25 protein-coding genes are annotated in these 24,239 nt (G+C 65.2%); 15 read left to right on the forward strand and 10 right to left on the reverse strand.

The annotated features are described in order from the left end of the window. Nucleotides 1-31 precede the first annotated feature (31 nt). Nucleotides 32-1,591 (reverse strand): hypothetical protein, encoded by a 1,560-nt coding sequence (locus ASE66_RS31895; RefSeq protein ID WP_156411976.1) that lies wholly within the window; start codon nucleotides 1,589-1,591, stop codon nucleotides 32-34. Next, complete coding sequence (locus ASE66_RS31900; RefSeq protein WP_156411977.1) at nucleotides 1,588-2,382, reverse strand: hypothetical protein; 795 nt, start codon at nucleotides 2,380-2,382, stop codon at nucleotides 1,588-1,590. Before ASE66_RS31900 ends, ASE66_RS31895 begins: the two co-directional genes overlap by 4 nt. A gap of 58 nt (nucleotides 2,383-2,440) precedes the next feature. Between ASE66_RS31900 and ASE66_RS31905 the strand changes: the two genes are divergently transcribed. Next, nucleotides 2,441-2,641: a hypothetical protein gene (locus tag ASE66_RS31905; RefSeq protein ID WP_156411978.1), complete on the forward strand. Its 201-nt coding sequence runs from the start codon at nucleotides 2,441-2,443 to the stop codon at nucleotides 2,639-2,641. Between the two features lie 202 nt (nucleotides 2,642-2,843). Then, nucleotides 2,844-3,035, forward strand: a complete 192-nt coding sequence (locus ASE66_RS01045; protein ID WP_057187723.1) for a hypothetical protein — start codon at nucleotides 2,844-2,846, stop codon at nucleotides 3,033-3,035. Between the two features lie 115 nt (nucleotides 3,036-3,150). Here ASE66_RS01045 and ASE66_RS01050 read toward each other — a convergent pair whose 3' ends face one another. Then, nucleotides 3,151-3,432: a hypothetical protein gene (locus ASE66_RS01050; protein WP_057187724.1), complete on the reverse strand. Its 282-nt coding sequence runs from the start codon at nucleotides 3,430-3,432 to the stop codon at nucleotides 3,151-3,153. Nucleotides 3,433-3,807: 375 nt separating this feature from the next. Here ASE66_RS01050 and ASE66_RS01055 point away from each other — a divergent pair, with 375 nt between their 5' ends. The 6 genes from ASE66_RS01055 (at nucleotide 3,808) to ASE66_RS01080 (ending at nucleotide 8,795) form a co-directional block, all read left to right on the forward strand. Next, nucleotides 3,808-4,836 carry a MipA/OmpV family protein gene (locus tag ASE66_RS01055; RefSeq protein ID WP_082613121.1) on the forward strand — a complete coding sequence of 343 codons (1,029 nt, stop codon included), beginning with the start codon at nucleotides 3,808-3,810 and terminating at the stop codon, nucleotides 4,834-4,836. A gap of 141 nt (nucleotides 4,837-4,977) precedes the next feature. Beyond that, nucleotides 4,978-5,184, forward strand: coding sequence for a CsbD family protein (locus tag ASE66_RS01060; RefSeq protein WP_057187726.1), 207 nt, complete (start codon nucleotides 4,978-4,980; stop codon nucleotides 5,182-5,184). Nucleotides 5,185-5,368: 184 nt separating this feature from the next. Further along, a complete protein-coding gene (gene pstS, locus ASE66_RS01065; protein WP_057187727.1) occupies nucleotides 5,369-6,412 on the forward strand; it encodes a phosphate ABC transporter substrate-binding protein PstS in 1,044 nt (347 codons plus the stop codon). A gap of 100 nt (nucleotides 6,413-6,512) precedes the next feature. Next, complete coding sequence (locus ASE66_RS33635; RefSeq protein WP_057187728.1) at nucleotides 6,513-7,535, forward strand: sensor histidine kinase; 1,023 nt, start codon at nucleotides 6,513-6,515, stop codon at nucleotides 7,533-7,535. Nucleotides 7,536-7,623: 88 nt separating this feature from the next. Then, nucleotides 7,624-7,926 (forward strand): hypothetical protein, encoded by a 303-nt coding sequence (locus ASE66_RS01075; protein WP_057187729.1) that lies wholly within the window; start codon nucleotides 7,624-7,626, stop codon nucleotides 7,924-7,926. A 248-nt stretch (nucleotides 7,927-8,174) separates the two neighbouring features. Beyond that, nucleotides 8,175-8,795, forward strand: a complete 621-nt coding sequence (locus tag ASE66_RS01080; protein WP_057187730.1) for a hypothetical protein — start codon at nucleotides 8,175-8,177, stop codon at nucleotides 8,793-8,795. A 214-nt stretch (nucleotides 8,796-9,009) separates the two neighbouring features. On the opposite strand, the gene ASE66_RS01085 is transcribed toward ASE66_RS01080, so the two are convergent. From ASE66_RS01085 to ASE66_RS01100, 4 genes are all read right to left on the reverse strand, one after another. Then, nucleotides 9,010-9,279, reverse strand: a complete 270-nt coding sequence (locus tag ASE66_RS01085; RefSeq protein WP_057187731.1) for a hypothetical protein — start codon at nucleotides 9,277-9,279, stop codon at nucleotides 9,010-9,012. Between the two features lie 4 nt (nucleotides 9,280-9,283). Then, nucleotides 9,284-9,553: a translation initiation factor IF-1 gene (gene infA / locus ASE66_RS01090; RefSeq protein WP_057187732.1), complete on the reverse strand. Its 270-nt coding sequence runs from the start codon at nucleotides 9,551-9,553 to the stop codon at nucleotides 9,284-9,286. 73 nt (nucleotides 9,554-9,626) lie between these two features. Continuing rightward, the gene (locus ASE66_RS01095; protein ID WP_057187733.1) at nucleotides 9,627-11,114 is read right to left on the reverse strand and encodes a DEAD/DEAH box helicase; all 1,488 of its coding nucleotides are present in this window, start codon (nucleotides 11,112-11,114) and stop codon (nucleotides 9,627-9,629) included. 237 nt (nucleotides 11,115-11,351) lie between these two features. Next, a complete protein-coding gene (locus tag ASE66_RS01100; RefSeq protein WP_057187734.1) occupies nucleotides 11,352-11,561 on the reverse strand; it encodes a cold-shock protein in 210 nt (69 codons plus the stop codon). A 291-nt stretch (nucleotides 11,562-11,852) separates the two neighbouring features. On the opposite strand from ASE66_RS01100, the gene ASE66_RS01105 reads away from it, so the two are divergent. Beyond that, nucleotides 11,853-12,347 carry a GFA family protein gene (locus tag ASE66_RS01105; RefSeq protein ID WP_057187735.1) on the forward strand — a complete coding sequence of 165 codons (495 nt, stop codon included), beginning with the start codon at nucleotides 11,853-11,855 and terminating at the stop codon, nucleotides 12,345-12,347. Nucleotides 12,348-12,360: 13 nt separating this feature from the next. Here the strand turns inward: ASE66_RS01105 and ASE66_RS01110 are convergent, their stop codons facing one another. Continuing rightward, on the reverse strand, nucleotides 12,361-13,059 hold the full coding sequence (locus ASE66_RS01110; RefSeq protein WP_156411979.1) for an HAD family hydrolase: 699 nt from the start codon (nucleotides 13,057-13,059) through the stop codon (nucleotides 12,361-12,363). 96 nt (nucleotides 13,060-13,155) lie between these two features. After that, a complete protein-coding gene (ppdK, locus tag ASE66_RS01115) occupies nucleotides 13,156-15,840 on the reverse strand; it encodes a pyruvate, phosphate dikinase (RefSeq protein WP_057187737.1) in 2,685 nt (894 codons plus the stop codon). A 312-nt stretch (nucleotides 15,841-16,152) separates the two neighbouring features. On the opposite strand from ppdK, the gene ASE66_RS01120 reads away from it, so the two are divergent. After that, nucleotides 16,153-17,298, forward strand: a complete 1,146-nt coding sequence (locus ASE66_RS01120) for an alpha-hydroxy acid oxidase (RefSeq protein WP_057187738.1) — start codon at nucleotides 16,153-16,155, stop codon at nucleotides 17,296-17,298. Between the two features lie 12 nt (nucleotides 17,299-17,310). Here the strand turns inward: ASE66_RS01120 and ASE66_RS01125 are convergent, their stop codons facing one another. Further along, nucleotides 17,311-17,808 (reverse strand): YcgN family cysteine cluster protein, encoded by a 498-nt coding sequence (locus ASE66_RS01125; RefSeq protein WP_156411980.1) that lies wholly within the window; start codon nucleotides 17,806-17,808, stop codon nucleotides 17,311-17,313. A 183-nt stretch (nucleotides 17,809-17,991) separates the two neighbouring features. Here ASE66_RS01125 and ASE66_RS01130 point away from each other — a divergent pair, with 183 nt between their 5' ends. The 5 genes from ASE66_RS01130 (at nucleotide 17,992) to ASE66_RS01150 (ending at nucleotide 24,229) form a co-directional block, all read left to right on the forward strand. Continuing rightward, nucleotides 17,992-19,134, forward strand: coding sequence for an ABC transporter substrate-binding protein (locus ASE66_RS01130; RefSeq protein ID WP_057187739.1), 1,143 nt, complete (start codon nucleotides 17,992-17,994; stop codon nucleotides 19,132-19,134). 29 nt (nucleotides 19,135-19,163) lie between these two features. After that, on the forward strand, nucleotides 19,164-20,234 hold the full coding sequence (locus ASE66_RS01135) for a FecCD family ABC transporter permease (protein ID WP_057188625.1): 1,071 nt from the start codon (nucleotides 19,164-19,166) through the stop codon (nucleotides 20,232-20,234). Beyond that, the gene (locus tag ASE66_RS01140; protein WP_413814240.1) at nucleotides 20,231-21,028 is read left to right on the forward strand and encodes an ABC transporter ATP-binding protein; all 798 of its coding nucleotides are present in this window, start codon (nucleotides 20,231-20,233) and stop codon (nucleotides 21,026-21,028) included. The genes ASE66_RS01135 and ASE66_RS01140 overlap by 4 nt, the downstream gene beginning before the upstream one ends. 30 nt (nucleotides 21,029-21,058) lie before the next feature. Further along, nucleotides 21,059-21,853: a class I SAM-dependent methyltransferase gene (locus tag ASE66_RS01145; protein ID WP_057187741.1), complete on the forward strand. Its 795-nt coding sequence runs from the start codon at nucleotides 21,059-21,061 to the stop codon at nucleotides 21,851-21,853. A gap of 162 nt (nucleotides 21,854-22,015) precedes the next feature. After that, nucleotides 22,016-24,229: a transglycosylase domain-containing protein gene (locus tag ASE66_RS01150; protein ID WP_057187742.1), complete on the forward strand. Its 2,214-nt coding sequence runs from the start codon at nucleotides 22,016-22,018 to the stop codon at nucleotides 24,227-24,229. Nucleotides 24,230-24,239: the final 10 nt, after the last annotated feature.

Below are 24,239 nucleotides of genomic sequence, written 5' to 3' on the forward strand. Positions count from 1 at the left end.
CGTTGCGCGAGACTAAACCATGCGTTGGCGATCACTTCTTTGCGGTTACTGAAGCGGGGATTCTTTGCTCGATTGCACCTTCGATCGGCGCCGAGCCAGAGCCGTATTTGTGACGTTTCAGCTCAACCAATTGCGCAGGCCCGTCGCTGAGCATGATGCCAATTTCGTAGATCAGATGTTTGCCAATAGGAACTTGAACATACTCGTACATCGAGAACGCTTCATGTTCCTCGACATGTCGAACGGAAATGACCACACCGCCTTCCATAAATTTGGGCTGCAGCAGTGTCATGCGATCGGATTTTTGAGCGGTCGCATTGCCTAAGAGCACACCAAAGAAGCGCTCCCTCGCCTTCAGATCAGAAGATTTCACCATGCGCCGCGCAAGGTGGCGAATAATCGACCACACCGATCCATCGGCTTCTTTGAAGTGCGCCAAATCAGAAATAGTTATCGGAATGTGCGCGCTATTGATCCCCAAAGCGAGTTGCCGGTCTGTGAGCGTCAGATGCACACTTATCCCGTAAACCTTGGCAAGATCAGGTGCCGGTTCACCAGAGAGCAACGATTCCGAAAGATCTACATCGAGCGTGGCCAGGCGTCCTACAATGCCCAAATCATCAGATCGCGGCCGTTCGGAAACGCTCCAGCCATTGTCGACAAGCTGCTTTCGCACGCCTAACTTGAACATTTCCGCCGAAGCCTGGTCGGTTTCCGGTACAAATAGAACGGCCGCCCCATTGCGGCGCAGAATGCGTCGACTGCTTTCGTCGCTGATACTGTTGAGGCCTTGAAAAACAGTGTCTTCGAAGCCTTTTGCTGTGCCGTGGGCGCCAAAACGCCACCCGAGACGCGGAAACGAATGGAGTTCGCGGGCGCGCTCGAAAATCTTTGCCCAGGCTGCAGATGGATTCCCCCTGCCAGCCGATCGTAAGAAGACCGTGGCACCCATTTTCCGAACATGTGGGCTGAGCCACGTCCAGTTGAGCCCCAACAACAATAGCAGATCGCGAGCGGCTGACCCTGGTTCGCGCGCCCAACCAAGTTCCGGAACAATAATCGTCGGCCGATCATCCGCCATCAGATCGAGTAAAGCTGGCGTTCGCCGTAAGCGGGTTTCAGCAATAGACACAACACGAATCGCGTGACCGGGCACAGGCAGCGATGCCATGCCTGCCTCCAGAACGAAGGCAGGTCGATCTGGGTCCGCAAGCTGAGCGTGAAACTCGTTCGTCTCGCCGTGGTGGTAGACCGCTACATCGCAAAGCTGCAAGAGGTCTGGCAACCAGCGGGGACTTTCCAAATCTGGCGCGAGCAAGATGTGAAGCTCGGCTCTTGGCGGCTGGACCGGATGATCTCGGATGACATCGTCGAAAAGGGTCCTATTGTCCCGCTTAATTTTGCTGATGTCCAAAGGGCTGAAGAGCATACCACGAAGGTCTTGCCCCCTTACATCTGCACCGTCGATGCTGGTTCCGATGTAGAATGTAGCAGGATCGAAACCCGCGACCTTCGCCAGTTCGCGAAGGTCAATCGTGGGCGCGTCAACAATTGCATCGATCGCCGCGAGCCAGTGCTTGCGCTCTTTCACGCCTGGCTCTCCGCTATGATGGCCGACAAGGTGATCGTGGCGTAAGGATCGTCAATCGGCCCGTTGAGTAAGCCAGCTTCCATAAGTCGATTACGGATCACCGCTTCCGCTGCAATTCGCTTGTTCGTGACCCACGGGACACCGGATTTTCGGTGAATAACTGGAAAATCGAGGTCTTCTCGTCTGCATCTGAGCTCAACGCGTATGCTCGGCTCAATACCCTTGGAGCGGTCGGGTCGCTCATCACGAACGGATAGCAGGCTGCTTCGCATCGCATTCCATGGGTGACCTGACAGCGCATCGCTTGAAGCTGGAGAGATTGCCCAGGCGTATTCGCCATCGCGAGTCTTAATCTGCGATACCGCCATGCTCTTGGACGCGGACACTATCCGGGTTGTGTCTTCACTGGCCTTCGAAGCCGACATGCCAACAGCCGCCTTGAAGCGGGCCTTCAATCCGTTTTCCGCAAGGCTTGTTGAAGCTTCGACACCTGCTTGAGCTTTGAGGCGTGTGGAGATCGTTCGCGCACGCGTTACTTTTGTATTGTCGGTGTCGCGACGAACGGACGAAATGACGACGCTGGCAGGTTCTGAAGAAGGCACAATTACCACCACCTCCACCCTTCTGAGCCGAAGTTCGAAGCGAACTGGGGACTCCGCCTCTTCTCCAATTCGGCCGGTTGCAAATGACACGTCGACGTGGAGTTCGGATACCTCCTGCGCAACAGAAAATTGCTTATGCCAGGAATCAAGACTTGCGACCTCAGCGAGCGCCCTTTTTCGGTTGTCCATGCTGCCCTCCCAGCCCATGTCGATGTGATATCACGACCCGCCGTCGGGTCGTGTTGAAATGCGCGCGCGCGACATTATCCGCGCTATGGCCGACTTCCTCGACGCCGCGCTGATTTTCGATCCGGATACCCGCACGGCTGACGTCGAGCTGGGTGAGGACGGCGATCTGCTGCTCGACGAGACGGCGCTCACCCCCCATGCTGATCTGGCTCGGCTCGGATCGGCGAACCACCGGCGGCCGAATAATCCACGGCCATAGTAATGGTCGGTGCCCCAATACGGCAGTCGAGATAGAGCAGAGTGCCCCGCCGATCCAAGCGCCGGATTCGTTCAAAGACCAGCGCCAGAAGGCGGGCGCATCCAAATTGCCCTAACTCTCGTAATTGCCCCAACCAGCCGCAGCGTTTTCCGCCCTGACGGCCGCAAGCAGCACAACGATCTGCTGTGTTGGAGCGCCCCTCATGGACCACGACAGAATTCGACAGGCTCAGGTCTTGCGTGTGAAAGCCTTGAAGTGCCGCCGCTGGGCCGCCACGGCCTGCGACCGCGAGATAGAGGCCCGCCTGACGGCGATGGCGAGCGCCTATGAGGGGCAGGCGGACGCCCTCGAACAGGACGCTGCCGCACCCGGCTGGACGCAGCAGGGACGATAGGCGCGCAACGCGGCTATGGCCGGTCTCGAGGCGCCGTCGGTGCCTGCGCTGGTGGGCCCGCGCATGGCAAAACCGCCCTGAGGCGATCTTGGCCAGATGCCTCGCCAGAACGCCTCTATTCGCCGTAGAGCACCGAGTGCCGCGCCGCTGCGAGGCTGTCGACCTGGCCCTTCCCGATCTTCTCGGGGTCGTAGAGCCAGCAGATCTCCTCGCCCTCGTTCGTCATCCGGCCCTGGGCGAGCTCTGCACCGGCATAGCCTGCTTCGCGCAGGTCGCGCCTGAGCCGGCGAGAGTCCCATCTGATCGCGGCATAGCCGAAGGCGTCATTATCGAGGACGAACCCGTCCTCCTTGATCCGCAGGAGGGCGTTCGTGATGTCTTGCGCTGAGTATGTCATGGCCTGTTCTGGGCTGTGATGACGCTCCTCTAGCCCGCTGGCTCTTGGCCAACCGATACGGATTTAGCTCGCATTTTAGCGACCGGCCGATTTCGCGCCTCGGTTGATCCGGTCCTTCGGCGAGCCTGCCCTACCGGACCCTGCACTGATGATCGAGCGCTGTCGCCGGCTGCGGCAACGCTGGTGCAATCAACCATCTTTACAGCGAAAAGATGGTGCGAGACGCCCGGCATCTGCGCGCAACCGTGACCGTATTGCCTAGCTGGGGAAAGCCAACCGAACCTCAGCCAGAGCAGACCGAGTTCATCGCCAACAGGCGGTGCGCATACAGCGAATAAGAGCCCCTTTCAGAATCCTGCGGACCCGGAGCCTTGAATGCTTTCTTGCAGCAGAACCGAGAAACTGGTCACGGCATCACGCGGAAACGGCCGTGGCTGCTTGTCAATTCACGCTTTCCCGAACGAGGCGGTCGATCACATGCCGGCCAAACCTGCCGGCAGGGTGAAGCGGCGACGGGTCGGGAACCGGGTTCGGATGGCGGGCTTTGCGATCGTGTTCCCGATGTCGGCTGCTGCCGCCGCCGCGGAGCTGGTGCGGCCTGCTGCTTCGACCATCCCCAAGACCGCAGCGAAAAAGCCGGACTGGACGGTCGAGCTCGGCGCGTTTGGCCTGTTCTCGCCGAAGTTCTTCGGCGCCAAGGACTCCAAATTCTCGGCGCTGCCCTATGTATCGATCAAATACAAAGACATCGCCTTCGCATCGATCGACAGGGGCATCGGGGTCAATGTCTTCTCGACGAACGGCTTCACGGCGGGAGCGTTCGTGAACTATCGGCCTGGGCGCGAGGTGAAGGAGAGCAGGCGATATCTGACCGGGCTCGGCGACGTCGACCCGACCCTCAGCGCCGGTGCGTTCCTCAAATATGATTATGGACGGTTCTTCTCCACGCAGATCACGCTCAGCAAGGGCATCGCGTCGATTGGCGACAACAAGACCAAGATCAACGCCATGGGGTTTCTGGAGAAAAGCAAGGGCGATCTCGGCACGCGCATAGACTGGAGTGCCGATGTACGGATGCCGCTGCTCGACAACCGGCTTCACCTGTCCGTAGGCCCCCGCGTCAGCTTCTTCGACAAGGAATACGCGGAAGCCGCGTATGGGATCACGGTCAATCAGGCGCTCGCATCCGGCTACCGAGCCTACAAGGCGAAAGGCGGCATCGGCGGAGTCGGCGTCGGCGGCAGCGCGCGCTATCGCCTGACAGACAACATCTCCGCGACCGCTTTCGGCAGCTATACCAGAATCGTCGGTGACGCCGCCAAGTCGCCGCTCGTGACCGGGCCAGGCGGCTCCAAGGACCAGTTCAAGGCAGGCGTTGGGCTGACTTACCAATTTGGCCTGTAAGATCGGCTTGTCCCGGGGTTCGAGGCTCCTGCGTGACCCTGCCGTACGGCAAGCGGCGATCGAAATCGGGCTCATCTCGCGAACAATTCAGCCGCCTGCGCGTTTCCTCATCACACCCATTACGAATATGAGGAGCGTCCGATGGACTGGAACCGCGTCGAAGGAAACTGGAAGCAGCTCAAGGGCAAGGTCAAGGAGCAGTGGGGCAAGCTGACCGATGACGATCTCGATGTCATCGCCGGCAAGCGCGACCAGCTCGAAGGCAAGATCCAGGAGCGTTACGGCATCGAGAAGGACAAGGTCCGCACCGATGTCGACGACTGGTACGGCCGTCAGACCTGGCACTGACCGTTCACGGTCGGTGCACGCTGCTAAACGGGCATGACCGTTGAAGGAAGGCCCCGCCGGCTCGCACCGGCGGGGCCTTTCGTTTGCCTGGACCATACCCGTCATCGCAACGTCACCGCCCCGCCCTAGCGTCGCCTTTGTCCATCATGGCCCGCTGGCGGCCTCGATACGGGTGAGAGACGATATGAAGCTCCTGGCCAGACTGGCTGTCGCCACCGCCCTCCTCGCCTCCTCCGCCATGCCCGGCACTGCGGAGCCGATCACCGGGGCCGGTTCGAGCTTCGCCTTCCCCGTCATCGGCAAATGGGCGCAGAATTATCGCATCGCCAAGTCGGATGGCGCCGAGATGACCCCGCTCGACATCGGCGTCGATTACGAGCCGATCGGCTCGCTCGGCGGCGAGGTCCGCGTCACCCAGCGCGCCGCCGATTTCGGGGCGACCGACCGGCCGCTCTCCTCGGAGGAACTGCAGCGCTCGGCCCTGATCCAGTTCCCGATCGTGATGGGCGGCATCGTCCCGGTGGTGAACCTCGAGGGCGTCGGCCCCGGCCAGATCCGCTTCACCGGCGCCCTCCTCGGCGACATCTATCTCGGCAAGATCAAGCTCTGGTCCGATCCGGCGATCAAGGCGGCCAATCCCGAGCTCAAGCTGCCCGACGCGCCGATCAGCGTGATCTACCGCGCCGACGGCTCCGGCACGAGCTTCAACTGGACCGACTATCTCGCCAAGGCGAGCCCGGAATGGCGCGACAAGGTCGGCGTCAACACGCAGGTTCCGTGGCCGGTCGGCGCCGGCGCCGAGCGCAGCCAGGGCATGACCGAGGCGGTGAAGCGGACGAAGAACGCGATCGGCTATGTCGAGTTCGGCCAGGTCGTGCGCGCCGGCCTCGCCTACGCCCAGGTGCAGAACAGGGCCGGTAACTTCGTGAAGCCGGATCCGGCGAGCTTCACTGCCGCGGCCGCCAGCGCCGAATGGGCGAAGGCCAAGGATTTCGGGCTGATGCTGACCGATGCGCCGGGCGCCGAGGCCTATCCGATCGTCGCCACGACCTTCGCCCTGATGCCGAAGCCGCGGACGCGCCAGACGCAGGAGGTACTCGACTTCTTCCGCCTCTCCTTCGAGAGCGGCGCAGCGGACGCCACCACGCTCGGCTATGTGCCGCTGCCGGAGACGCTGGTGAAGCAGGTCGAGGACTACTGGGCCGCCAGCATGAAGGCGGGCAGCTGACTTGCCGGCAGCGACGCGACGAACATCCTGTCAAATGACTTTGCATCCGTGACGGAGCTGCCTTAGTCCTGCGGTCACGGCGGGTAGCGAGGCGGCTGGCATGGATCGGGATGCGTCCTCGGACGCTCAATATCGGCTTGCGGCACGCGAGGCCGAGCTCGCCCGTGTCCAGAAGATCGGCCAGATCGGCGGCCTGACCGTCGATCTGCGCGGCGGCCAGTTCCGCAACACCCGCTCACCCGAATATCTCGTCGTCCACGGCCTGCCGCCCGAGGCGGTCCACGAGGCGCATGAAGACTGGGTCCGGCGCATTCACCCGGACGACCGCGACCGCGTTCTCGGCCATTTTCTAGCGACCGTCGACAGCCGCTCGACCGACTACGAGGTCGAATACCGCATCATCCGGCCAAGCGACGGGCAGACACGCTGGATTCTGGCCAAGGCCGAGATCGAGCGGGACGAGAACGGAACGCCGGTCCTGCTCCAGGGCGCGCATATCGACGTCACGGCCCGCAAGCAGGCAGAAGAGCAGTATGAGCTCGTCGCCCGCGAATTGTCGCATCGCATCGCCAACATCTTCGCGGTCGTGAGCAGCCTTGTTCGGATGGCGGCGCGGGCCGAGCCGGAAAGCCGCGCCTTCGCCGCGAAACTCGAGGAGAGATTGGCGGCGCTGCATCGCGCGCATGCATTTGTCGGCCGAGGCCGGGCCGAAAGCGAGGGAGGCCTGGTCGACCTGCTGTCGCGTCTTCTCGCCCCTTACGGCGAAGGCTCGGCGGGACGCGTCCGGATTGAGGGGCAGGACGGGCCGATCGGCCCGCAGGCAGCGACCTGCATCGCGCTGATCGTCCATGAGCTGGCGACGAACGCGGTGAAGTACGGCGCGCTCTCGTCGCAGACCGGGACCGTGACGGTCTCGGTCCATCGTGACGAGCGCGCCGGCCGCGTCGAATGGCGCGAAACGGGAGGACCTGCGATCGAGGCCCAGCCCACACGCGGCGGCTTTGGCTCCACCATGATCGAACGCACCATCAGAGCTCATCGGGGGCTCGAGTTGCGATACGAATGGGAACCAGCCGGCCTGTTCGTCACGATCGACGCAAGCACTGACGCGCTGAGCCGCTAGCCGCTCAGCCCCCGTTCATCGGTGCGTTCCTAGTCTGCTTGTGATCATCTGTCCCAGGCCCGGGCCTGGGAAGACCAGGAGGACAGCCATGATGTTGAAGACGCTCGCCATCGCGGCCGTCATCGGCGCTGCCATTTCGTCGACGACCAGCGCGAACGCCCAGTACTACGACCCCTATTACCGGCCGGCTCCGCGCTATGATTACGACAGGCCGCCCCCGCCCTATGGCTATGACCGCCCGCGCTATGGCTATGAGCGGCCTTACCGCCGGCGCATCAACGATGTCTGCGTAACCTCGCGCGGCTCGTGCGAGGCAAGGCCCGCGCCATCCAACACGCCCTGCAGCTGCTATATCGAAGGCTTCGGCATGAAGCGGGGCGCAATCGAGTGAAGCGAGCCGGAAGCGCCCTACCCTCGGGCGGGGCCTGCCCTTGGCCGGCCGCACACCGGCGGCCCGAAGGACTTTGAATACAGGACAACCCGGCCGACAGATCAGTCGCCGACGGAGCGCGTCCAGCTGAACGGAACTGGTTAATTTTACCTTGTTTTGCAGTTAACCTTGTCTTCATAGATCGTCTCAGGCTTTCTTACCTCAACGACGCAGCGGCAGCGTTGCGCAACGCAGGGTTGGGGTCAGCTATGACGTTCAGACTTCTTTCGCTTTCGGCTCTCGCCGCCACGGCCTTGATGGGCCTCGCCGCTCCGGCAGTCGCCGGCGGCTGCACCGCTTCCTCCTGCTACCGGGCCCCGGTCAGCAATTGCGGCGGTGGCTCCTGCTACAAGCTGGTCACGGCGCCGCCGGTCTACGACACCGTCAACGAGAGCTATGTCGTGCGCCCGGAGCGCACCTTCTCCAAGGTCATCCCGGCGGAGTACGAGGCCGTCATCGAGAAGGTGGTGGTCCAGCCGGAACGCCGCATCGCCCGCCAGATCCCGGCCCAGTACCGGACCGTCTCCGAGAAGGTGCTGATCTCGCCGGCCACCCGGCGCTGGGAAGTCAGCCGTGACGCTTACGGCCAGACCACCGGCTGCTGGGTCGATGTCCCCGCGCGATACGGCTATCAGCAGCGCACCGTCGAGGTTTCGCCCGCTTCGGTCGATTACGACGTCGTTCCGGCCGTCTATGGCGAGCGCAGCCGCCGCGTCATGGTCAGCGCCTCGCGGGTCGTCCACGAGACCGTGCCGGCCGAGTATGCGACGCGCCAGCGTCAGGTCATGGTCAGCCCCGGCTCGCAATACTGGGCCAAGGGCGGCTACTGAGTTTTTCGAGTTTTCTTCGTAGTACCTGTCACCACGTAACAAGCACCTCACGCCCCGGCTTCGGCCGGGGCTTTTTTTTATTGAGCGGTGGAATTGCAAGTCATGCTCGGGCTTGACCCGAGCATCTCAGGCCGGATGAGGCTCGGGCCTGCGCCTTCTCGTCCTGAGATTCTAAGCCTGCGCTCCGCTCCGCCCGAGAATGACGGCGGAGGGTTCAGGCGAGCCCGCCGGTCAGCAGGATCAGCACGCCGATGCCGAGCGCGAAGGCGAGGATGCGGGCCGGCATCGTGAACAGGGCGCCGGGCGGCTGCTTCATCGCAATGCCGGCGACGACCTCGACCAGCGCCAACGCCAGCAGCACGTAGACGAAGGGCGGGAAGGTGCCGCCCTTGGCGATCCAGCCGGTGTTGACCGCAAGCGAGGCGAGCGCGCCGAGCCCGATACCGGCCGCGATGAAGAATTGCTCGGGCCGGCTGAAGCGCACGGCGTCAGCGCCGGCGGAAGTTCTGCGGCCGCGGCGGCATCGGTCCGGGGCTGGCGGTCTTCTGGCGGAAGTTGATCCGGCCGCGATCGAGATCGTAGGGCGACATCTCGACGACGACGCGGTCGCCGGCGATGGTGCGGATGCGGTTCTTCTTCATCTTCCCGGCCGCATAGGCCAGGATGACGTGATCGTTGTCGAGCTTGACCCGATAGTTGCCGTCGGGGAGCACCTCGACCACGGTGCCGTCGAATTCGAGCAGTTCTTCTTTCGCCATTCGCTGATCCTTCGTCTTGTCCTCGGCGTGGGGCTAGGCCGGATAGGCCTGGCCCCAGCGATTGCGGTGCCTGTCAGTTCGGGCGCCGTCCGCCGCCGGTGCGTCGTTGACCCGTTCTTTGCTGCAAGAACGCGACGCCGCCAAGTCCTTCCTTGCCGGAAGCCGCTTCTTTTCGCGCTCCGGCCGCCTCATGGCGCGGGGCGGGACGCTCTTGGCGCGGCTGCTCCGGACGGGCCTGCTGCGGCCGCGACTGGTTCTGTCGTGGCTGCTCGCGGCGCTGCTCCTGACGCTCGCCCTGCTCGGGCCGCTGGGCGTTGCGGCCCTGTCCGCCCCTGCCGTCGCGGCGCTGGCCATTCTGCGGCTGCGGTCGGCCCTGTCCCTGACTGCGACCGCCGCGGTTCTGCGGCGGCTTCTTCGGGGTACGACCATCCCAATGCGGCACGTCGCCGATCGGGGTGAGCGCGATCTTGGTCAGCTTCTCGATCGCGGCAAGATCGCCGCGCTCTTCCGGCGTGCAGAAGGCGATGGCGACGCCGGACGCGCCGGCGCGCGCCGTGCGGCCGATGCGGTGGACATAGGTCTCGGGCACGTTCGGCAGATCGAAATTGACGACATGGCTGATGCCGTCGACATCGATGCCGCGCGCGGCGATGTCGGTCGCGACCAGGATGCGCAACTCGCCATCACGGAAGGCGCCGAGCGCACGCTCGCGCTGACCCTGGCTCTTGTTGCCGTGGATCGCGGCGGACTTGATGCCGGCCAGCTCGAGCTGACGCACGACCTTGTCGGCGCCGTGCTTGGTGCGGGTGAAGACGATGGCGCGCTCCATCTCGGGAACGCTCAAGGTCTTCGCCAGCAAGGCCGGCTTCTGGCCGGCTTCCGTGAAGATGACGCGCTGGTCGACCTTCTCGGCGGTGGTCGCGACGGGCGCGACCGCAACCTCGACCGGATCAGTCAGATAGGCGGAGGCGATCTCGCGGATCGCCTTCGGCATCGTCGCCGAGAACAGCAGGGTCTGGCGCTGCTTCGGGATCAGCGTCGCGATCTTGCGCAGCGCGTGGATGAAGCCGAGGTCGAGCATCTGGTCGGCCTCGTCCAGCACCAGGAACTCGATCTCGCGAAGCGAGACGGCGCGCTGGTCGACGAGGTCGAGCAGGCGGCCGGGCGTGGCGACGAGGATGTCGATATGCTGGCCGAGCGCGCGGATCTGCTTGCCGACCGGCACGCCGCCGAAGATCACCGTCGACTTCAGCGAGGTGAACTGGGCGTAGGTGCGGATGCTCGCCTCGATCTGGGCTGCGAGCTCACGGGTCGGCGACAGGATCAGGGCGCGCACGGACCGCGGCTGCATGCGCCGCGGCTGGTTCATCAGCCGGTGCAACATGGGCAGCGAGAAGGCTGCCGTCTTGCCGGTGCCGGTCTGGGCGGCGCCGAGCAGGTCACGACCGTCGCGAATGGAAGGGATCGCCTGCGCCTGGATCGGCGTCGGCGTCTCATAACCTTCGGCGGCGAGCGCTTTCAGAAGCGGCTCGGCCAGGCCGAGGTCGGTAAATTTGGTCAAATCAGGTCTTTCTGAGCCGAACAGCGTGGGGCGCACGTGGTGAACGGAAGCGCCTCGGCATGCCATCTCGGTCTACGCATGGTCTCTTTCCGCCCGGCGAACCGCTAGCCACTGCGCCGGGGGATATTGGTGCAACGGGCCTGGCACGCCTTGTCGTTCAGCCATTACGGCCGAAGACAGGCGTGCCAACCCGATCTGGGAACGGACGGACCGTCGCGGTCCGTCCGGATCGTATCGTCAGCCGACGGCGAGATTGCCAGCCGAGGACTTGCCGGTCTTGCGATCGGCGATCAGCTCGTAAGAGACGACCTGGCCCTCCTGCAGCTCGCGCAGGCCGGCCCGCTCGACTGCGGAGATGTGGACGAAGATGTCCTGACCGCCGTTCTCAGGGGTAATGAAGCCATAGCCCTTGGTGGCGTTGAACCACTTGACGGTGCCCTTGTTCATATCGGGACTAATCCTTGCACTTCAGATCCGCGTATTGGTGGAATCCAGAGCCGGACGCGCGGACGCCTCGCCATGGTCGTGTAGCGACGTGTGGTGGATCTGAAGTGGCCCGCCGACCGGAATACCCGCGCGGAGGATTGGCCAGAACCGGCCGCATCTCGTCTTACATCGGTGGAGCTAGCACAAATTGCAAGGTCGGTCCAGTTTGGGCGGGATGCGTCTCCGTCGCAACGGGTTGAACAAGCCTGCGTCCAGCTGGTTGTCGTCTGAAGGATAGTCGGGACGCGCACGATGCCGATCACACTGAAAGGTTCCTGTCGCTGCGGCAAGGTCCGCTTCACGGCAGACAGTCATACGCCGGTGCCCTACCAGCTCTGCTACTGCTCGATCTGCCGCAAGACCGCAGGCGGCGGAGGATTCGCCATCAACATCATGGCGGATGCAGCCACTCTTGCGATCGAAGGCGAAGACGCGATCGGCGTCTTCCAGGCCGAGATCCGTGACGACACCGGCCGCTGCGAGACCTCGCGCGGCGAACGGCGCTTCTGCAAGAGCTGCGGAACGGCGCTATGGGTGTTCGATCCGGCCTGGCCGGAACTCATTCATCCCTTTGCCTCCGTCATTGACAGCGACCTGCCGAAAGCCAGCGAAAAGACCCACTTGCTGCTCCGTTTCAAAGCAGACTGGGTCGAACCCGCTTTCGGGCCCCATGATCAACGCTTCGACGACTACCCCGCGGAATCGATCGAGGATTGGCATCGCAAGCGCGGACTGTGGGTCGACTAGCGCTGGCGCGCGCTCAATCGATCTCGCGGACCAGATCGACCAGCCCGCCGAGATCGACGAGCTTGCGGAAGCGCACCTCGCCGGCCGGCTCCTCGGCATGCTCCAATGCCCAGGTCAGTTCATGCGGCACATGCGCCGCCCAGGCGCCGGCGACGAGCGCCGGGACGATGTCTGATTTCAGCGAGTTGCCGACCATCAGCGCCCGCCCCGGCCCGTCGCCATGGCGGGCGAAGAGCCTCTCATAGGTCGCGGCGCTCTTGTCGCTGACGATCTCGACCGCGTCGAAGAAATCGCCGAGACCGGACTGCGCGAGCTTGCGCTCCTGGTCGAACAGGTCGCCCTTGGTGATCAGCACCAGCCGGTAACGGCCGGCGAGCGCGGCAAGTGTCTCCTGCGCATGCGGCAGCGTCTCGACCGGATGGCTCAGCATCTCGCGGCCGGCGGCGAGGATCTCGCCGATCACCGCCGGCGGCACCTGGCCGCGCGTGATCTCGAGCGCGGTCTCGATCATCGAGAGGGTGAAGCCCTTGATGCCGAAACCGTAGAAGGAAAGGTTGCGCTTCTCGGCCTCGAGCAGCTTGCCGGAGATCTCGGCCGCCTCGCCATGCTCGCCGAGCAGTGCGACGAAACGGTCCTCCGTCAGCCGGAAGAACTGCTCGTTCTGCCAGAGCGTGTCGTCGGCATCGAAGCCGATGGTGGTGAGCTGGCTCATCCCGCCCTCCATTACCCCTACAGCCCTCATCCTGAGGAGCGATCGCAGATCGCGTCTCCTCAGGATGAGGGCTGCTGGAGTTACAAAGCGCCTCGCTCAGGCGTCCTTGGCCTTGATCGCCCCCAACGCCGCCTGGGCGGCGGCAAGCCGCGCGATCGGCACGCGGAAGGGCGAGCAGGAGACATAGTCGAGGCCGACGCTCTCGCAGAAGCCGATCGAGGCGGGATCGCCGCCATGTTCGCCGCAAATGCCAAGCTTGATGTCCGGTCGCGCCTTGCGGCCACGCTCGACGGCGATCCTGACGAGTTCGCCGACGCCGTCCTGGTCGATCGTCACGAAGGGATCGGATTCGAGCAGGCCCCGCGCCGTATAAGCGCCGAGGAAGGAGCCGGCATCGTCGCGGCTGATGCCGAGCGCGGTCTGCGTCAGGTCGTTGGTGCCGAAGGAGAAGAACTCGGCGCTCCTTGCGATCTCCTCCGCCCGCAGCGCGGCGCGTGGCAATTCGATCATGGTACCGACCTGATAGGCGAACTCGCTGCCACTCTCCTCCTTCACGGCAGCCGCCATCGCATCGATCCGGCCCTTGACCAGGTCGAGCTCGGGCGCGCCCATGACGAGCGGTACCATCACCTCGGGAATGACCGGATGGCCGGTCTCCTTAGCTGCGATCACGGCGGCCTCGAAGATCGCCCTGGCCTGCATCTCAGCGATCTCGGGATAGGCGACCGCGAGGCGCACGCCGCGGAAGCCGAGCATCGGATTGATCTCGTGCAACTCGCCGGCGCGGCGCTTCAGCTTGTCGACGGTCGTGCCCATGGCTGAGGCGACCTCGGCGATCTCGTCGTCGGTGTGCGGCAGGAACTCGTGCAATGGCGGATCGAGCAGGCGGATCGTCACCGGCAACCCCTGCATGATGGTGAAGAGCTCGACGAAGTCCTGGCGCTGCATCGGCAGGAGCTTGGCGAGCGCAACGCGCCTGCCCTTCTCGTCCTCGGCCAGGATCATCTCACGCACGGCAAGGATGCGGCCGGCATCGAAGAACATGTGCTCGGTGCGGCAGAGCCCGATGCCCTCGGCGCCGAACTCGCGCGCCGCCTTGGCATCGCGCGGGGTTTCGGCATTGGCGCGGACCTTGAGGCGCCGCACCTTGTCAGCCCAGCCCATCAACGTCCTGAAATCACCGGAGAGTTCCGGCTGCTGCATCTTGACCTCACCGAGCAGCACCTGGCCGTTGCTGCCGTCGATGGTGATGAAATCGCCGGCCTTGAGCGTGGTCTGTCCGACGGTCATCGTGCCCTTGGCGTAGTCGACGCGGATCTGGCCGGCGCCGGAAACGCAGGGCTTGCCCATGCCCCGCGCCACGACCGCCGCATGCGAGGTCATGCCGCCGCGCGTGGTCAGGATGCCCTCGGCGGCGTGCATGCCGTGAATGTCCTCGGGGCTCGTCTCGACGCGCACGAGGATGACCTTCTTGCCGCCCTTCTTGGCGGCCTCGGCTGCCTCGGAAGTGAAGACGATCTCGCCGGCAGCGGCGCCGGGCGAGGCCGGCAGGCCGCCGGTCAGCACGCGCCGCTCGGCCTTGGTGTCGATGGTCGGATGCAGCAGCTGGTCGAGCGCACCGGGCTCGACGCGGCCGACCGCTTCCTGCTCGGTGATCAGGCCTTCGTGGGCGAGTTCGACCGCGATCCTGAGCGCCGCCTTGGCGGTGCGCTTGCCGGAACGGGTCTGCAGCATCCAGAGCTTGCCCTCCTGGATGGTGAACTCCATGTCCTGCATGTCGCGGTAGTGCTTTTCGAGGATGCCGTAGATGCGGCAGAGCTCGGCATAGGCCTCCGGCATCGCCTTCTCCATCGAAGGCTTGTCGGATTTGGCGGCCGCCTTGGCCACCTCGGTAATGTCCTGCGGCGTGCGGATGCCGGCGACGACGTCCTCGCCCTGGGCGTTGATCAGGAACTCGCCATAGAGCGCATTCTCGCCGGTCGAGGGGTTGCGGGTAAAGGCGACGCCGGTCGCCGAGGTCTCGCCCATATTGCCGAAGACCATCGACTGGACGTTGACCGCCGTGCCCCAGGAGGCCGGGATGCTGTTGAGCTCGCGGTACTTGATGGCGCGAGCGTTCATCCACGAGGAGAACACGGCGCCGACCGCCCCCCAGAGCTGCTCATTCGGATCCTGCGGGAAGTCGGAGCCGAGCTCCTTCCTGACGATATCCTTGTACTTGCCGACCAGCACCTTCCAGTCATCGGCCGAGAGATCGGTGTCGAGGTTGAGGCCCTTGCGCTCCTTGTAGTCTTCGAGCGCCTCCTCGAAATGGTCGTGATCGATGTCGAGCACGACGTTCGAGTACATGGTGATGAAGCGGCGATAGCTGTCGAAGGCGAAGCGGGCATCGCCTGAAGCCTTGGCGACGGCTTCGACGGTGACGTCGTTGAGGCCGAGGTTGAGGACCGTGTCCATCATGCCCGGCATCGAGGCGCGCGCGCCGGACCGAACCGAGACGAGCAGCGGATTGGCTGGATCGCCGAAGGTCTTGGCCGTCAGCTTGGCCATGCCCGCCAACGCCGCCTTGACCTCAGTCTCGAGCGCAGCCGGGAAGTTCTTGCCGTTGTCGTAGTACCAGGTGCAGACCTCGGTGGTGATAGTAAAGCCTGGAGGCACCGGAAGTCCCAGATTGCTCATCTCGGCCAGGTTCGCGCCCTTGCCGCCGAGCAGGTTCTTCATGCCCGCCTCGCCTTCGGCCTTGCCGTCGCCGAAGGTGTAGACCCACTTCTCGCCTGCCATAGCCTGCCTTTCCCAACGTTGGTGACCGGCATTGAACGCCGGCGCGCCCGCATGGTTTCGCATTTGCGGCAGCACCTGCTGCGGCGCACCCGCGCGGCGTGGTCATGCCGAAAAGCGCATGAACAATCAATGAGCATGCGCAATGCCATCTCGCCGCCCGGCAATATCAGGCCGACGGCGACACGCGGCGCAATATGGTCAAGGCCGGTGCCGCGCGATAGGGTGCCGTCCCGCCTTGAGAAGCGGCAGCGGCCGCCGATCCAATGGTTGCCAGCGCCGCCTCACCTACCCAGAACGACGCCGAAGCGAACGATGCGCCTGAACGACTGCCACAATTTCCACGACTTCCGCAGGCTCGCCAAAAAGCGGCTGCCGGAGCCCATCTTCAACTACATCGACGGGGGCGCCGATGACGAGGTCACTCTCCGGCGGAACTCCGAGAGCTTCGAGCGTTGCGATCTCATTCCGAGTGTCCTGCGCGGCGTGAGCAGCCTCGACACCTCCGTCACCGTGATGGGGCAGAAGCTCGCCGTGCCGTTCTACTGCTCGCCGACGGCTCTGCAGCGGCTCTTCCATCATCAGGGCGAGCGCGCGGTCGCCGCCGCGGCGGCTCGCCACGGCACCATGTTCGGCGTCTCCTCGCTCGGCACCGTCAGCCTCGAGGAGTTGCGCAAGACCCATAGCGGCCCGCAGGTCTACCAATTCTACTTCCACAAGGACCGCGGCCTGAACCGCGCGATGATGGAGCGCGCCAAGGCGGCCGGCGTCAACGTGATGATGCTGACCGTCGACAGCATCACCGGCGGCAACCGCGAGCGCGACCTGCGCACCGGCTTCTCGATTCCGTTCAGGCTCAACCTCGCCGGCATCACCCAGTTCGCGATCAAGCCGCAATGGGCGCTGAACTATCTCACCCACGAGAAATTCAGCCTGCCGCAGCTCGACAGCCACGTCGACATGGGCGGCGGCGCGATGTCGATCAGCCGCTACTTCACCGAGATGCTCGACCCCGCGATGACCTGGGACGACGTCGCCGAGATGGTCAGGCTCTGGTCAGGGCAGTTCTGCCTGAAGGGGATCATGTCTGTCGCCGACGCGAAACGCGCGGTCGAGATCGGCTGCACCGGCATCATCCTGTCCAACCATGGCGGCCGGCAGCTCGACGGCTCGCGCGCGGCCTTCGACCAGCTCGCCGAGATCGTCGATGCCGTCGGCGACCGCATCGACGTGATCATGGATGGCGGCATCCAGCGCGGCACACATGTGCTGAAGGCCCTGTCGCTCGGCGCCAAGGCCGTCGGCGTCGGGCGCTATTACCTCTATCCGCTCGCGGCGGCCGGGCAGCCGGGAGTCGAACGGGCCCTCGATCGGCTCAAGACGGAAGTCGAACGCGGCATGAAGCTGATGGGTGTCACCAGGCTCGATCAGCTGTCGCGCGAGAATCTGCGCTTCCGGTAGCCTCCCGGCGCTTCAGCCGGCCTTCTTGCCGCGCGCCGCCTTCGGCCAGCGCAGCGGCCAATTGACGATGCGCTCGACGATCTCCTCCTCGGCGACCTCGTCCTCATTGGCGTAGACGCGGTTTCTGACAGACACGCCTGCGGCAACCACCGTCTGCGGGTCGCCCGAGACGAGCGGATGCCACCAGGGCAGGTCCCTGCCCTCGCCGACGAGCTTGTAGGCGCAGGTGGGCGGCAACCAGGACAGCGTGCGCACAGCCTCCGGCGTGAGCGTCACGCAATCGGGAACGGTCTTCGAGCGGTTGGCGTAGTCGTGGCAGCGGCAGGTCGCCGCATCGAACAGGCGGCAGCCGATATCGGTGGCATGGATGCGGCCGGTATCGTCGTCCTCGAGCTTGACCAGGCAGCAGCGCCCGCAGCCGTCACAGAGCGATTCCCACTCCGCCTCGGTCATCTCGTCGAGCGTCTTGATCCGCCAGAAAGGCGGGTTCTCGGTCATCCCATCGGCCATGGCCGCTTATGCCTCGGCGCGGCGGCAGAGGGAAGCGCGCTACCGTCGCAACGCGCCGGACTCGGCCACACAGCTTATATCCGTTCTAATCTCTATTTAGAGAAATTATAATCTACGAAAATTGACCGAATACTCGGATCGGCCTAACGGGAGGAAGAATTCCCTCGTTCACGAGCTCCCCCGATGCTGACCCGTCGACATCTGCTGCGCGCCTTTACCGTGACCGCGGGCCTGGCGATCACGGCCCTGCCCGCACTGGCCGACAAGGTGACGGTCACCGATATCGTCGGGCGCAAGGTCGAGGTCGAGGCGCCGGTCAAGCGTATCATCCTCGGCGAAGGCCGGCAGATGTACTTCGTCGGCGCGCTCGACAAGGACGAGCCGTTCAAGCGCGTCGTCGGCTGGCGCGACGATCTCGGCAAGGCCGATCCCGAGACCTACCGCGCCTATGAGAAGCGCTATCCGCAGATCGCCAAGCTGCCGACCTTCGGCGGCATGAAGGAAGGCGCCTTCGACATCGAGCAGGCGATCGCGCTCAAGCCCGACGTGCTGTTCCTCAACATCGAGGCCAAGATCGCCAGCGACGAGGCCAAGCTGGTCGAGAAGCTCGCCTCGGTCGGCATCCCCGTCGTCTATGTCGATTTCCGCGAGAAGCCGTTCGAGCATACCGAGCCGTCGATGCGGCTGATCGGAAAGCTCTTCGGCAAGGAGCAGGTGGCGGAGGACTTCATCACGTTCCGCGCCGAGCAGATCAAGGTCGTGACCGATCGCCTCGCCAAGGCGACCGATCTCAAGCGCCCCCTCGTGATGGTCGAGCGCGCCGGCGGCTATTCCGACGATTGCTGCATGTCCTTCGGCAACGAGAACTTCGGCAAGATGGTCGACTTCGCCGGCGGCCGGAACCTGGCAACGCCTTTGATCCCCGGCACCTTCGGCACGGTCAATCCCGAGCGCATCGTCGCCGACAATCCTGATGTCGTGATCGTCACCGGCAGCAACTGGGACGGCTACGTGCCGGGCGGCGCCTGGGTCGGCCTCGGCTATGGCGCCGACATGACAGAGGCGCGCCGCAAGCTCGCCAACCTGATGAAGCGCCCCGCCTTCGCGCAGACCACGGCGGTGAAGACCGGCCGCGCCTACGGCATCTGGCACCAGTTCTACAACAGCCCTTATCAGTTCGTGGCGATCCAGCAGATCGGCAAATGGCTGCATCCCGAGCTGTTCAAGGACGTCGATCCCGACGCGACCATGAAGACGCTGCACGAGCGCTTCCTGCCGCTGCCCTATTCGCCGGGCCTGTGGGTCTCGCTCGAGGCCGGCAAGTGAGCCTGGCCCCCGCCAGCGCGGAGGAGATCGTGGCCCAGCCGGCGGAAGCCGCGGTGCGCGCCGCGCAGGGGCGGGACGCCTACCGGGCGCTGGCGCTGCGCCGCAAGCTGATCCTCGCCGGCTTTGCGGCCGTGCTGCTGGCCTGCCTGATCGTCGACCTGATGCTCGGGCCGGCGCGCTACAGCGTCGCCGAAGTCGTCAACGCGCTGATCTCGCCTTCGACCGCGCCGGCCGCGGTCCGTGTCGTGATCTGGGACATCCGCCTGCCGGTCGCGCTGATGGCGGTCGTCACCGGCGCCGCGCTCGCCATCGCCGGCGCGCAGATGCAGACCGTGCTGAACAACCCGCTCGCCAGCCCTTTCACGCTCGGCATCTCGGCGGCGGCGAGCTTCGGCGCGGCGCTGGCGCTGGTCTTCGGCGTCTCCATCGTCCCGCTCGCGATCGACTATGTCGTGCCGCTCAACGCCTTCATCATGGCGATGGGCGCCTCGCTGCTGATCCATCTCCTGAGCCAACGTCGCGGCGTCACCACCGAAACGGTCGTGCTGCTCGGCATCGCACTGGTCTTCACCTTCAACGCCCTGCTGTCGCTGCTGCAGTTCTTCGCCTCCGAGCAGGCGCTGGGGGCGGTCGTCTTCTGGATGATGGGCTCGCTGACCAAGGCTAACTGGCACAAGCTCGCCATCACCTCGGCCGTTCTGCTCGTCTGCATTCCGCTGTTCGCCCGCCAGGCCTGGGCCCTGACGACGTTGCGCCTCGGCGACGAGAAGGCGGCGAGCTTCGGCATCAACGTCAAGCGGCTGCGGCTCGAGACCATGCTGCTCGTCGCCCTGCTCGCCTCGGTGCCGGTCGCCTTCGTCGGCACGATCGGCTTCATCGGCCTGGTCGGCCCGCACATCGCCCGCATGGTGATCGGCGAGGACCAGCGCTTCTTCATGCCGGCCTCGGCGCTGGCCGGCGCCGCCGTGCTCTCGGCCTCGTCGGTGGTCAGCAAGTCGCTGATCCCCGGCCTGATCTTCCCGATCAGCATCGTCACCGCATTGGTCGGCGTGCCCTTCTTCTTCAGCCTGATCCTGACCAGCCGGAAACGCTCATGGTGAAGCGCCTGACGCTCAACGATGTCGGCGTCGCCTATGGCAAGCGCCAGATTCTCTCGGGGATCACCACGCCGGCGATGACGGGCGGCGAAATCATCGCCGTGATCGGCCCCAACGCCGCCGGCAAGTCGAGCCTGTTTCGCCGCATCGCCGGCCTGCTCGGAGGCGCCGGCTCGGTCCAGATCGACAGTTCGTCCGGCAAGTCGCCCTGCTACCTGCCGCAGGACACTGCGGTGAACGCGGTGCTGACCGTCTACGAATCGATCCTGCTCGCCCGCAAGCAGGGCGGCTCCTGGGGCGTCGGCGACGACGAACTCGCCGCGATCGACGAGGCCCTGCATGCGCTCGACATCGCCGACCTCGCCTTCCGCGGCCTCGGCGAACTCTCCGGCGGCCAACGCCAGCTCGTCTCGATCGCGCAGACGCTGGTGCGCCGGCCCGAGATCATGCTGCTTGACGAGCCGACCAGCGCGCTCGACCTGCACCGCCAGTTCGAGGTCCTGAGCCTCGTCAGCCGCCTGGCGCGCGAACGGCAGATCTGCGTGCTGATCGCGATCCACGATCTCAACCAGGCGCTGCGCATCGCCGACAAGGTGATGGTGCTGTCGCAGGGGCGGCTCGCCGCCTTCGGCGATCCGCGCGAGATCATCACGCCGGCCCTGCTGGAAGAGGTCTACGGCGTCGTCGCCCGCGTCGAGGCGAACGACGGCGAAACGCCCTTCGTCGTGGTGCATGGTTCCGCCCGCAGGCGCAGCCGCGGCGATACGGAGCTTGCACACGCCCGGGCAGCGGAATAATTCCATCCCAGTTCAGCTTGGCGAACGCCGATGTCAGACAGCAGCCTCCCCACCGGTCGTTCCACCCCTGGCGCCAACTTCTCCCTCAAGGAGGAGATCCGGTCCTATTGGTCCGGGCGCGCCGCCACCTTCGACAGCCAAGTCGGCCACGCCATCAAGTCGGATGCCGAGCTCGCCGCCTTCCAGTCGCTGCTGCGCCAGTCCTTCGGCACGGCGCCGCGCGAGGTGCTCGACCTCGCCTGCGGCACCGGCGAGATCACCCGCGCGCTGCTCTCGCTCGGGCACAAGGTCACGGGAATCGACTTCTCCGACGAGATGCTGACGCGCGCCCGGGCCAAGCACGGCGACAAGGCCCGCATCCTGGCCGGCGATGCCGAGCGCCTGCTCGACGACGATGGAACCTACGAAGCGCTGGTGACGCGCCATCTGGTCTGGACGCTGACCGATCCGGAAGCGGCTTTCGCCGAATGGTTCCGGGTGCTGAAGCCCGGCGGCAAGCTGCTCGTCATCGACGGCGACTGGATCAACCGCTCCTGGCTGCAGGGCCTGCTCAACCGCGCGGCGACTTTCCTGCGCGAGCGTGCCGGCGCCAGCCCGCACGGCTCAGATCGCGAGGCCTTCGACTCGATCACCAGCCGCTTCTTCTTCCGCGAGGGCCTGAGCTTCGAGCGGCTCGGCACGATGCTGCGCCAGGCCGGCTTTGCCCGCATCGAAGCGGCCGACTATGCGCAGGTGGTCAAGGCGCAGCAGCGACATGCGGCCCTGCACGATGCTCTTCGGCTGGCGTCCTCGACCCGCTTCGCGCTGCTGGCCACCAAGGGCTGACCACACAGCGGCACATCCTTTTTGCCGTGCGGCCACACCATCGCCCTCTTCCGTTGCCGGCCCCGAGCCCTTACCTTCTGAGATCGGGCCAGGTCTTCGCCGACCGGTCCGGGATACCGCGGACGTGCGCCCGCGGCAGGCTCAGGATGCCCGACCGCCGTGATGGAGTTCAGGAAAGCGAGCTGGACGACCCGTCTCAAGCGCTTCGCGCTGAGTGTGGATTCGTGGATCGACGCTTCGCTTTATTCCGCGGGTCATCGCGCCGGCGATATCTATGAACGCATCCGCAGCATCACCGACCGGCTGACCGTCAGCGGCCCGAAGCGGCTCGCGGCTGAGTTCGCCAGCGAGGGGCTCAATGTCGGCATCGCCGGCGCGATCGTGATGCTGATGCTGGCGATCCCCGCCTTTCGCGAGGGGCGCGAGGAAGCACTGAAGAACCAGGTCTTCGCCGTCACCTTCCTCGACCGCTACGGCTCCGAGATCGGCCATCGCGGCGCCCGCCATGACGACTCGCTGAAGCTCGAGGAATTCCCCGACCACCTGCTCAAGGCGGTGCTGGCGACCGAGGACCGACGCTTCTACGACCACTTCGGCATCGACGTGATCGGCACCTTCCGGGCGCTCACTGTCAACGCCCGCGCCTCCGGCGTGGTCCAGGGCGGCTCCTCGATCACCCAGCAATTGGCCAAGAACCTCTTCCTCAACAACGAGCGCTCGCTCGACCGCAAGATCAAGGAAGCCTTCCTCTCGCTCTGGCTGGAATACCGGCTGACCAAGAACGAGATCCTCAAGCTCTATCTCGACCGCGCCTATATGGGCGGCGGCACCTTCGGCGTCGCGGCGGCGGCCGAGTACTATTTCGGCAAGTCGGTGAAGAACGTGACGCTGGCGGAAGCGGCGATGCTCGCCGGCCTGTTCAAGGCCCCGTCCAAGTTCGCGCCGCATGTCAACCTGCCGGCGGCGCGGGCGCGCGCCAACGACGTGCTCGGCGCGATGGTCGATGCCGGCTTCATGACCGCCGGCCAGGTCGATTCCGCCCGCCGCAACCCGGCGACGCCGATCGACCGCAGGCGCGATGCCAGCCCCGACTACTATCTCGACTGGGCGTTCGACGAGATCCGCAAGCTCGCCGAGGACGGCAAGCTCGGGCCGGAGCGGGTGCTGACGGTCAAGACCCCGCACGATCCGGCGATCCAGAAGCGCGCCGACGAGGCGGTCGAGTCGATCCTGCGCCAGCACGGGCCGGCCTATCGCGCCCGGCAGGCGGCGGCGGTGATCATGGACCCGGACGGGGCGGTGCGCGCCATCGTCGGCGGGCGCGACTATGGCGCGAGCCAGTTCAACCGCGCCACGGCGAGCCTGCGCCAGCCCGGCTCCTCCTTCAAACCTTACGTCTACGCGGCCGCAATGAGCGCCGGGCTCTACAAGCCGACCACGATCGTCACCGACCGGCCGGTCTGCATCGGCAACTGGTGCCCGAACAATTACGGGCGCTCCTATTCCGGCTCGATGCCGCTGACGGTGGCGCTGGCGAAGTCGATCAATACGATCCCGGTGCAGATGTCGATCGCGATCGGCAAGGCGACCGGCGAGACGCACGAGGCCCGCGCCGCGCGCATCGGCCGGATGAAGATCGTCGAGACCTGCCGCGCCATGGGCCTGACCACGCCGCTGACGGACACGGTCTCGCTGCCGATCGGCGCCGCCGAGGTCACCGTCCTCGAACAGGCCGCCGGCTATGCCGTCTTCGCCAGCGGCGGCAAGCGCGCCAAGCCCTATGCCGCCTTCGACATCCGCAATTCGGCCGGCGAAGAGATCTACCGCCATGATCGCGACGAGCCGCCGCCGCCGCAGGTGCTGAGCACGCAGGTCGCCTTCGAGATGAACCAGATGCTGTCGACTGTCCCGACCGCCGGCACCGGCCGGCGCGCTGCGCTCGATGGCGTCGTCAGCGCCGGCAAGACCGGCACGACCAACGGCTACAAGGATGCCTGGTATGTCGGCTACACCGGCAACCTCGTCGGAGCGATCTGGTTCGGCAACGACGATTCCTCCGAGACCAACAACATGACCGGCGGCTCGCTGCCGGCGATGACCTGGAAGGAGATCATGGCCTTCGCCCATCAGGGCATCGAGCTGAAGCCGATCCCGGGCGTGGCGCCGCAGCCGGGCGACGCCAAGATCGCCGCGGCGAAGGCTGCCGACCCGGCGGCGACGGCCGGCGCCAGCGCCGGCCACATGCCGCGCAGGTCCTTCGAGGTGCTTTCCTCGGTCGGCGCGATGTTCAAGGCCGTCGAGGCGCCGCGGGCCGCCCGCGCCTCCGTCCAGGCCGGGGTCCGGGACGTCCCCGCCGGCCGCTCCGTCATTCGTTAGGATCCCAAGC

This window comes from Allobosea sp. Root483D1 (genome assembly GCF_001429505.1).
Classification (GTDB): domain Bacteria; phylum Pseudomonadota; class Alphaproteobacteria; order Rhizobiales; family Beijerinckiaceae; genus Allobosea.